Annotated in this window: 3 protein-coding genes and 6 pseudogenes; 5 read left to right on the plus strand and 4 right to left on the minus strand. The window is 73.3% G+C overall.

All coding sequences use genetic code 11. From position 1 onward, the window contains the following. Positions 1–728 (minus strand): acetyltransferase (locus UK94_RS07755; protein WP_235486912.1); only part of this gene is annotated, 728 nt, incomplete at its 3' end. Between the two features lie 215 nt (positions 729–943). Between UK94_RS07755 and UK94_RS43810 the strand changes: the two are divergent. Together UK94_RS43810 and UK94_RS43815 are read left to right on the plus strand one after the other, a co-directional pair. Then, positions 944–1,370 (plus strand): annotated as a pseudogene (locus UK94_RS43810) (GDP-mannose 4,6-dehydratase); the annotation flags it as partial. 1 nt (position 1,371) lies between these two features. Then, positions 1,372–1,721, plus strand: a pseudogene (locus tag UK94_RS43815) (NAD-dependent epimerase/dehydratase family protein); the annotation flags it as partial. Positions 1,722–1,908: 187 nt separating this feature from the next. On the opposite strand, the gene UK94_RS43825 reads toward UK94_RS43815, so the two are convergent. The 3 genes and pseudogenes from UK94_RS43825 to UK94_RS43835 form a co-directional block, all read right to left on the minus strand. Further along, on the minus strand, positions 1,909–2,598 hold a 690-nt coding region (locus UK94_RS43825; RefSeq protein WP_235486913.1), incomplete at its 5' end, for a polysaccharide biosynthesis protein. A 1-nt stretch (position 2,599) separates the two neighbouring features. Continuing rightward, positions 2,600–3,086: pseudogene (locus UK94_RS43830) on the minus strand (polysaccharide biosynthesis protein); the annotation flags it as partial. Between the two features lies 1 nt (position 3,087). Next, a pseudogene (locus tag UK94_RS43835) lies at positions 3,088–3,975 on the minus strand (polysaccharide biosynthesis protein); the annotation flags it as partial. Between the two features lie 183 nt (positions 3,976–4,158). Here UK94_RS43835 and UK94_RS43840 point away from each other — a divergent pair. The 3 genes and pseudogenes from UK94_RS43840 to UK94_RS07775 form a co-directional block, all read left to right on the plus strand. Further along, positions 4,159–4,233, plus strand: a pseudogene (locus tag UK94_RS43840) (hypothetical protein); the annotation flags it as partial. A gap of 20 nt (positions 4,234–4,253) precedes the next feature. After that, positions 4,254–6,203: pseudogene (locus UK94_RS07770) on the plus strand (polysaccharide biosynthesis tyrosine autokinase); the annotation flags it as partial. A 338-nt stretch (positions 6,204–6,541) separates the two neighbouring features. Further along, positions 6,542–8,407, plus strand: a complete 1,866-nt coding sequence (locus UK94_RS07775; protein WP_235486915.1) for a DUF4012 domain-containing protein — start codon at positions 6,542–6,544, stop codon at positions 8,405–8,407. The last annotated feature ends 213 nt before the right edge of the window (positions 8,408–8,620 follow it).

Below are 8,620 nucleotides of genomic sequence, written 5' to 3' on the forward strand. Positions count from 1 at the left end.
AGGGGCTGTGGTCGGTCGAGGGGCTGTGGTCGGTCGGGGGGCCACGGTCGGTCGAGGGGGCGCGGTCGGTCGGGGACGGCGTTGATCGGCCGGGCGGGCACGCCCGCGACGACCTGGGCGACGCGGATGTCGTCGGTGACGACCGAGCCGGCACCGATGACGGCACGGTCGCCGACGTTGCGGCGGGCGACGATGTTCGCCTGCGCGCCGATCCACGCCTGGGCGCCGACCGCGACCCCGCCGGAGATCCGCGCTCCCGGCGCGACCGTCACGTAGTCGCCGAGGCGGCAGTCGTGGGCCACGCTGGCGCCGACGTTGACCACCACGTGCCGACCGGTGCGAACGTTCGTGGTGATGCTGGCCAGCGCGCAGACCACGGTGCCGGGCCCGAGCCGGACGTCGCCGCCGAGGCTGGCGCGGGGGTGCACGAGAGTCGCCGGACGCCGGCCGTGGACGCTGGCGTACCGGTCGACGCGCAGGCGGGCGGCGGCGTCGCCGAAGCCGATCAGGTAGTCGGCGTCGAGGCGGCCGAGCATGTCCAGCCCACCGAGCAGGGGCGCGCCGCGGCGGGCGACGAGGTCGGGGTCGGCCGAACCGTCGTCGAGGAAACCGAGGAAGGCGTAGCGGGTCCGGCCGTCGGCCGCGTTGACCGCCTCGACCACGTCGAGCAACTCCCGACCGTGGCCGCCGGCGCCCACGATGACCAGCGAGCGCGAGTGGTCGGGCACGCGGTGACCGTAGACCCGTGTCTCTATGAGTTCAACTTGACACTCAACGTAGCCATGCGGCCGGTGTTGCCGCCCCTCCGGGCGGGGTGGTCCGTGGATCGGGTCGGCTCTACTACTATCGGCATCCTTCTGAACTCGAAGGGTGATGAATCGGTGAAGGTAGTCGTGACGGGCGGTGCCGGCTTCATCGGTGCCCACCTGACCAGAGCGCTGCNCGCCGCCGGGGCCGAGGTGGTGGTGATCGATGATCTCAGTACGGGAGCGGTGTCGAACCTCGCGGGCCTGCCCGTGAAGCTGGTGATCGGCAGCGTCACCGACCGCTCCCTGGTCGAGGAGGCATGCACGGGGGCGGGCAGCATCGTGCACCTGGCCGCCCGGCCGTCGGTGGAGCGCTCACTGCTGGACCCCATGGCCACCCACACGGTCAACGCGACGGGCACCCTGACGGTGCTCGACGTCGCCCAACGGGCCGAGACGCACGTCGTCGTCGCGTCGTCGTCGTCCGTCTACGGCGGGGCGGGGCCGCTGCCCCGCGCGGAGGACGCGCCCACCCTGCCGCGCAGCCCGTACGCGGCCTCGAAGCTCGCCGCGGAGGGATACGCGCTGGCCTACCAGGCCGGATTCGGCCTGCCCGTGCTCGCCNTCCGGCTGTTCAACGTGTTCGGCCCGTACCAGTCGGTGGGGCATGCCTACGCCGCCGTCGTCCCCACCTTCATCGAGGCCGCGCTCGCGGGACGGCCGCTGACGCTGCACGGCGACGGCCGCCAGACCCGGGACTTCACCTACGTGGCGGGGGTCGCCGGCATGCTGTGCGACGCGGCGGTGCGCCGGGTGAGCCACCCGCGGCCGGTCAACATCGCCTTCGGTACCCGCACGGATCTGCTCACCGTGATCGGCGAGCTGGAGCGCATCGTCGGGCGCCGCCTCAGCGTGCACCACAGCGCTCCCCGAACCGGCGACGTCCGCGACTCCCAGGCGGACGCGACGACGATGNGGAGGCTGTTCCCCGACGCGACCGGCCTGGATCTCGCCGCCTCGTTGGAGGCGACGGTCGCCTGGTACGCCGACCGCACCGGCACCACACCGGGCGCCGGCCCCGGTACCGGCGCGGTGCCCGGCGCACCGGCAGCCGAGCGGCTCTGACCCACCACCCGCCGAGTCCCGCCGCCGCCCGCCCGGGTCACGGCGTGGCGGGCCGGGCCGCGTCGGAACGGTCCGCGGTCGGCTGGCGGGGAATCAGGCCGCCCGCCGGGAGGACGGAGGCCGCCGGGAGGACCGGGGCTGGCGGGAGGACCGGGTCTGCCGGAAGGACAGGAGCCGCCGGGGCGGTCGGGGCGGTCGGAGCGGTCGCGGCGGTCGGGGCCTCGACAGTCGCGGTGGCGGGGACGAGGACGGCCTCGCGGGCCAGGGCGGCGAGCTCGGCCAGCACCCGCTCCGGCGGGGCCCAGGGGTCGAGGGCGAGCGCCCGGGTCGGGTCCAGCGAGGGCACGTCGACGTGCGAGATCAGGGGATGGTGCGGGCGCTGGTCGGTCTCGCCGTCGCCGAACAGCTCCTCGTGCAGCTTCTCCCCGCGGCCCAGACCGGTGTAGACGATCTCGATCGGCCGCTTCTCGCGCGCCGCGAGCCGCGCGGCGACGTCCGCGATCCGCACCGGCTCCCCCATGTCGAGGACGAGGGCCTCCCCGGGAGCGCCGAGCGCGCCGGCCTGCAGCACGAGCTGCACGGCCTCGGGGATGGTCATGAAGTATCGGGTGACGTCGGGATGGGTGACCGTGATCGGGCCACCGGCGGCGAGCTGGCCGGCGAAGACGGTGAGCACGGAGCCGTTGCTGCCCAGCACGTTGCCGAACCGCACGCTGACCAGCGTCCCNCTGGCCTCCCGGGCCAGGTGGGCGGTGAGCCGTTCGGTGATCCGCTTCGAGTAGCCCAGCGCGCTGACCGGGTTGGCGGCCTTGTCCGTCGAGATGTTCACCAACCGTTCGACGCCGCAGGCCACGGCCGTGCGCAGGATCGCCAGCGTGCCCCAGACGTTGGTCTTCACCGACTCCCCGGGGAAGCGTTCGAGTAGCGGGAGGTGTTTGAGGGCCGCGGCGTGGAAGACGACCTGCGGGCGGCGCTCCATGAACAGCGTGGTGACGAGGTCGAGGTCGCGGATGTCGCCGAGCACGATCGCGTCGTCGTCGAGCATCGCGCGGCCGGTGAGCGACAGCTGCACCGCCCGCAGCGCGGACTCGTCCCGGTCCAGCATGATCAGTTCGGCCGGGCGGTAGCCGGCGATCTGCCGGCACAGCTCGGAGCCGATCGACCCGCCCGCACCGGTCACCAGCACCCGGCGCCCCACCAGGTAGCTGGCGGCGGNGGCCATGTCGGTGCGGACCTGGCGGCGGCCGAGCAGGTCGGCGAGGTCCAGGTCGCGGATGTCGCCGACGCCGACCCGTCCGTCGATCAGGTCGCCGACCTTGGGAAGGACCTTCACGGTGAGGCCGACGCTCTCGGCGATTCTGCTGATGTCCCGGAGCAGTCCGGCGTCCGCGCTCGGGATGGCCACCAGCAGGGTTCTCGCTCCGGTGGCCGCCGCGACCGGGCCGATCGACTCCCGTCCACCGAGCACCCGGACCCCGAGCAGACGCAGGTTGTGCAGGTTCGGGTCGTCGTCCAGCAGGGCGACGGGGTAATAGGGGCTGTCCTGGGTGCGCATCATCGCCGTGAGGACCCCTTCGGCTCCGTCGCCGGCGCCGAAGATCAGCACCGGCTCGGCGCTGTCCCGGTTCGGCCGGCGCAGCTGCTCCTCCACCAGTCGCCACAGGTAACGCACGCCGAACATCACGACCAGGGTCACCGCGCCGCCGAGCGGCGGCACGCTCAGCGGCATCGGGCGCGGCGAGCCGAACGCGGCGATGACGACGAGCACGCCGACGTTCGTCAACAGCACCGCCACGAGCAGCCCGAGCACCTCCTCGAAGCCGCCGAAGCGGTAGCGCCCCAGATAGAGGTGCAGGGCCGTGCCCAAGAAGTGGAGCAGGCAGACCGCCAGGGCGCAGATCACCCAGAAGCCGAGGTCGGCCAGGGCGTCGTGGGCGAAGTCGAACCGTCCGAGCTGGGCCGACGTGAGGCCGATGACCATCGCCGCGCTGTCCAGGGCGATCTGCAGTCCCACTCGTTGGCGGAGGTTGAGCCTCAGGACGCGCCGCGCGAGGTGCGCTGTCCGCCGCTGGTCGGCCGTGCCGTCTACTCTACGTCTCCACATGAGGCCATAGAGTAAGCGTGACTGAGAGTAAAATAATCGCTACTCATCGAGTATGTTGAGGTGGTCCTCGATGACGGTGAGTGGTCGGTACATAGACTCCGGAGGGTGGTCGACGAGTGGAGCTGCGTGACTATGTCCGCGTCCTTCGCCGCAGCTGGATGGTCATGGTGGCCTGCGTGGTGNTCGGCGGCCTGCTGGCCGCAGCCTCGACCTGGCGGGCGACGAAGGAGTATGCCGCGTCCGTGACCATGGTCGTCTNCTCGCCCGACAACGCCGANGGCGCCGCCTCGGCCTACCAGGGCGGGCTGCTCTCCCAACAGCGGGTGAAGTCGTACGCGAACCTCGTGGCCAGCGAGCGGGTGGCGGCCTCCGTCATCGACCGGCTCCACCTGAAGACCACCCCGGAGGCGCTGCGGGGGCAGATCTCCGCGCAGGCCGTTCCGGACACCGTGCTGCTGCGTGCCATCGTCCGCGACCGGGTGCCCAGGCGGGCCCAGTCGATCGCCGACGCGGTCGGCGAGTCGTTCTCCGTCGCCGTCGCCCAGATCGAGGCGCCCGCGGACGACGAACCGCCGTCGGTCCGGGTGAGCGTCTGGGAACGCGCCAAGCTGCCGGTCTCGCCGGTCTCCCCGCAACCGACCCGCAACCTGGCCCTCGGTCTGCTGCTGGGGCTGATGGCCGGGGTGACGGTGGCGTTCACCCGCTTCCGCCTGGACACCAGCGTCTCCGGGGAGGAGGACGCGCGGGAGTCGACGGACCTGCCCAACCTGGCCGTGATCGCCTTCGACGCCGACGCGGTCCGCCGGCCGCTCATCACCAACGCCCGGCCGCACTCCGCCCGAGCGGAGGCCTTCCGCCAGCTCCGCACCAACCTGCAGTTCGTCGACGTGGACGCCGGCCCACGGTCGATCCTCGTCAGCAGCTCCGTGCCGGGCGAGGGCAAGACCACCACGATCTGCAACCTCGCCATCAGTCTGGCGCAGGGCGGTGCCCGGGTCTGCCTGATCGAGGGCGACCTGCGCCGGCCGTCGTTCGGCGACTATCTCGGCGTCGAGTCCGCGGCGGGCCTGACCTCCGTCCTCATCGGCGCCGCCGACCTCGACGACGTGCTGCAGCCGTGGGGCGAGGGGCGCGTGGGGGAGGGCCGGGTGGAGGTGCTCGCCTCCGGACCGGTCCCCCCGAACCCCAGCGAGCTGCTGGGCTCCAAGGGCATGGCCGACCTCGTCCAGCTGCTGCAGGCCCGATTCGACATCGTGCTGATCGACGCCCCACCCCTGCTGCCCGTGACCGACGCGGCGGTGCTGGCGACCCGGGCCGAGGGGGTGCTGCTGGTGGCGCGGGTCGGCCGGACCCGCCGCGAGCAGCTTCGCCGCGCCGCCGAGGCGCTGCGCGCGGTGGATGCCCGGATGGTCGGCACGGTGCTGAACATGGTCCCGACGAAGGGGCCGGACGCCTACTACTTCGGCCAGTACGGCAACTACGCACCGCGGGGCCGGCACGCCCGCTCATCGGCGGTGCGGGCGGCCAGAGTCCCCGCACCGGACGCCGGCGTCGGGCCCGCCCGGCCGCTCGGGGCCCCCATGCCGACCGGGTCGTCGTCGGGAACAGCATCATCGGGCGCGTCATCGTCGGGCGCGTCATCGTCGGGCGCGTCATCGTCGGGCGTGGCGGCGGGGAGGTCGTCGGGAAGGTCGTCGTCTGCTGCCACGGCCGGTCGTACCGGCGGCATCCGAGGCTCGGCCGGGGACGGCGGGCCTGGGGCAGTCTCCGTCCCGGCCGCGCGAGAACCGATCGACGCGGACCCGTCCGCCTCGGCGGAATCCGGCGACCCCGCCGACCTGGCCGGTGCCGGGCTACGCGGCGGCTACGCCGTCCCGGGGCGCGCCCGTGCCCGTCGGAGTGAGACTCGGCCGGGAGATGTCGGCAGGTCGGCGACGAAGCCGCCCGCGGATCGCCGCGCACCCGGCGGCCGGCCCGAAGGCTCTCCCGGTCCCGGCGGGGCACCCGGAACCGGCGGGGCACCCGGAACCGGCGGGGCACCCGGAACCGGCGGGGCACCCGGAACCGGCGGGGCACTCGGAACCGGCGGGGCACCCGGAATCGGTGGCTCGCGGAGCGCCGGCAGCTCGCGTGGCGCGGGCAGCGCGGATGGTGACGGCGCGGATGGTGGCGGCTCCGCCGTGGCGACGGGCGGACGCGACTCCTCCCGACCGCCGTCTGACCGGTGACGGCCGGGGATTCGGGGGCTGAGGGAACTTCGGGGGCTGAGGGAACGGAGAACGGCGGCACGGGCGGGCGCGCGGGCGCAGGGCAGGCCATTCCACGCCAGCTCGGCGTGGATTCCGCCCCGGACGGCGTGCCGAGCCGGGCCGGGGCGCGCTCGGCGTCCCTGGCCGGCGGGCCGACCGATCGGGGTGCGGCGACTCCCGCGTCCGGAACCGCCAGCCCTGCCGCCGATGAGATCGGTGGCGCCGGCCGGATCGGTGCGTCCGAGGCGACCAGCGTGGCTGGTGCGAGCGGTGCGGCGGGTGCGAGCGGTGCGGCGGATCCGGCCGGGGAACCGGGCGTGGTCGGGGAAGGGATCGCGGGCGGCGGGCGGTCCGTGGGTGGCGCAGGGACGTCCAGCCGACGCGGCGGACGGGCCCGCTGGCTGGTCGGAGGCCTCGCCGTCGCGTTCGCGGTGATCGTGGGCCTCACCGGCTGGGTGGCTGTCCGCGGTCTGATGGCCCGCTCCGAGCTCGACGAGGCGCGCACGCGCATCACGACGTTGCAGCGGCAGGTGCTGGCCGGGGACATCCCGGCGGACGGCGAGCTGCGGGCACAGGTGGCGGGGATCGCCGAACGGGCCCGGTCCGCCCGGTCACTCACCGGCGACCCGGTGTGGTCGGCCTTCGGACGCCTGCCGTGGGCGGGCTGCCCGCTGCGCTCGGCGGCGGCGCTCGTGCGGGCCGTCGACACGATGGCCGGCGCCGGGCTGCCGGCCGTCGCGGATCTCGGCGGTGACCTCAGTCCGGACCGGCTGCGTCACCAGATGACGATCAACGTCTCGGCGTTGGCGGCGGCCCGCGCGCCGGCGCAGCGGGCCGCAGCGGCGCTGTCGGCGCTGCAGGTGGCGGCCGAGAGAACCGAGACCTGCGGCTGGCCGGGTCGGGTCAGCGGCGTCGAGGACGCCCGCGCCGAGGTGATCGACCGCGGGCGGACCCTGTCCGGGGCGTTGGACAGCGTGGCGCTGGCGGCCCGCATCGGGCCGGACATGCTCGGCGCCACCGAGCGGCGGCGCTACCTGCTGATCGTCCAGAACCCCGCCGAGTCCCGGGCGACCGGCGGGATCATCGGCGGCTTCGGCCTGCTGACCGCGGATCAGGGGCGCCTGTCCCTCGACGGCATCTCCGGCAACGGGTCGCTGCCCGGCGGTCCCACCCAGCAGACCCCGGCCACCATGTTGCCGGGCCCGTTCGCGGCGCGCTATGCGTCGTTCTGGCCGGACCGGGTGTGGGCCAACGCCAACCTGACGCCCGACTACCCCACGGTCGGCAAGCTCTACTCCCACCTCTACCAGTCCGGGACCGGCATCGACGTGGACGGCACCATCAGCGTCGACCCGACCACGCTGTCCTATCTGCTGGCGGCGAGCCGCCCCGCGGTACTGCCCGACGGCCAGGTCGTCACCGCGGCGAACCTGGTCGACCTCGTCGAGTCCAGGGTGTACGCCCGCATCCCGACGGTGCCTGCCCGGGACCGTTTCTTCGCGCAGGTGGGCCAGGCCGTCTATGCGGCGGTGGAATCGGGCAGCGGGGACACGACGAAGCTGCTCACGGCCTTGTCCAGGGCGGCGGGGGAGGGGCGACTCAGTCTGTCAAGTAACCACGCCGATGAGCAGGACGTTCTTTCGACGACCGCGCTGGGTGGCGCGTTGCCGACGGGATCCGGGCCCTATCTCGCCGTCGTCACGCAGAACGCCACGGCGAGCAAGCTCGACTACTGGCTTCGCCGCCGGACCATCTATCGGGTGCAGCGGCTACCGAACGGGGCCGGTGCGGTGACGATCGCCGTCCAACTGACCAACGTGGCCCCCGACGGCCTGCCGGAGTACGTCCGCGATCGTCAGGATGTCCGCGGACGCGGGACCAACCCGCAGGCCCAGAACAACCTGTGGCTGTCGGTGTACACGGGTCGGGACAGCCTGTTCGCCGGTGCCCATCTCGACGGCCAGCCGGTCGGGCTGACCAGCGGTTCCGAGGACGGCCTGCCCGTCGTCTCCACCTACCTGACCGTCGACCGCGGCCAGACCAGGACCCTGGAACTCAAGGTGCTCGAGCCGCAGGCGGGCCCCGCGCTCGCGGTCCGTCCCCAGCCGCTGCCGGTGCCCGAGCGCCTCGACGTCGAGGGGGTGCCGATCACTTCTCCCTGGTCACGCAGAGTCAAGAATTGACTACGGAGGGTTGTGGACACGGAGAGTAATCATCGATACTCTCCGTGTAGTCAATCGTCCAACTGTTTGGCCTGATGATCCGCAGGGAGAGTGCCTGTATGAAGTTCCGACCCCTCGGAGTCGCACTGGTGGCAGGCGGCAGTGTGGCGCTCGCCGCCCTGCCGGCTTCTCCAGCCGCGGCCTTTGACAAGCCCATCTTCGGCGACGACTCCG

The organism is Frankia sp. AvcI1, from assembly GCF_001420875.1.
GTDB classification, from domain to species: domain Bacteria; phylum Actinomycetota; class Actinomycetes; order Frankiales; family Frankiaceae; genus Frankia; species Frankia alni.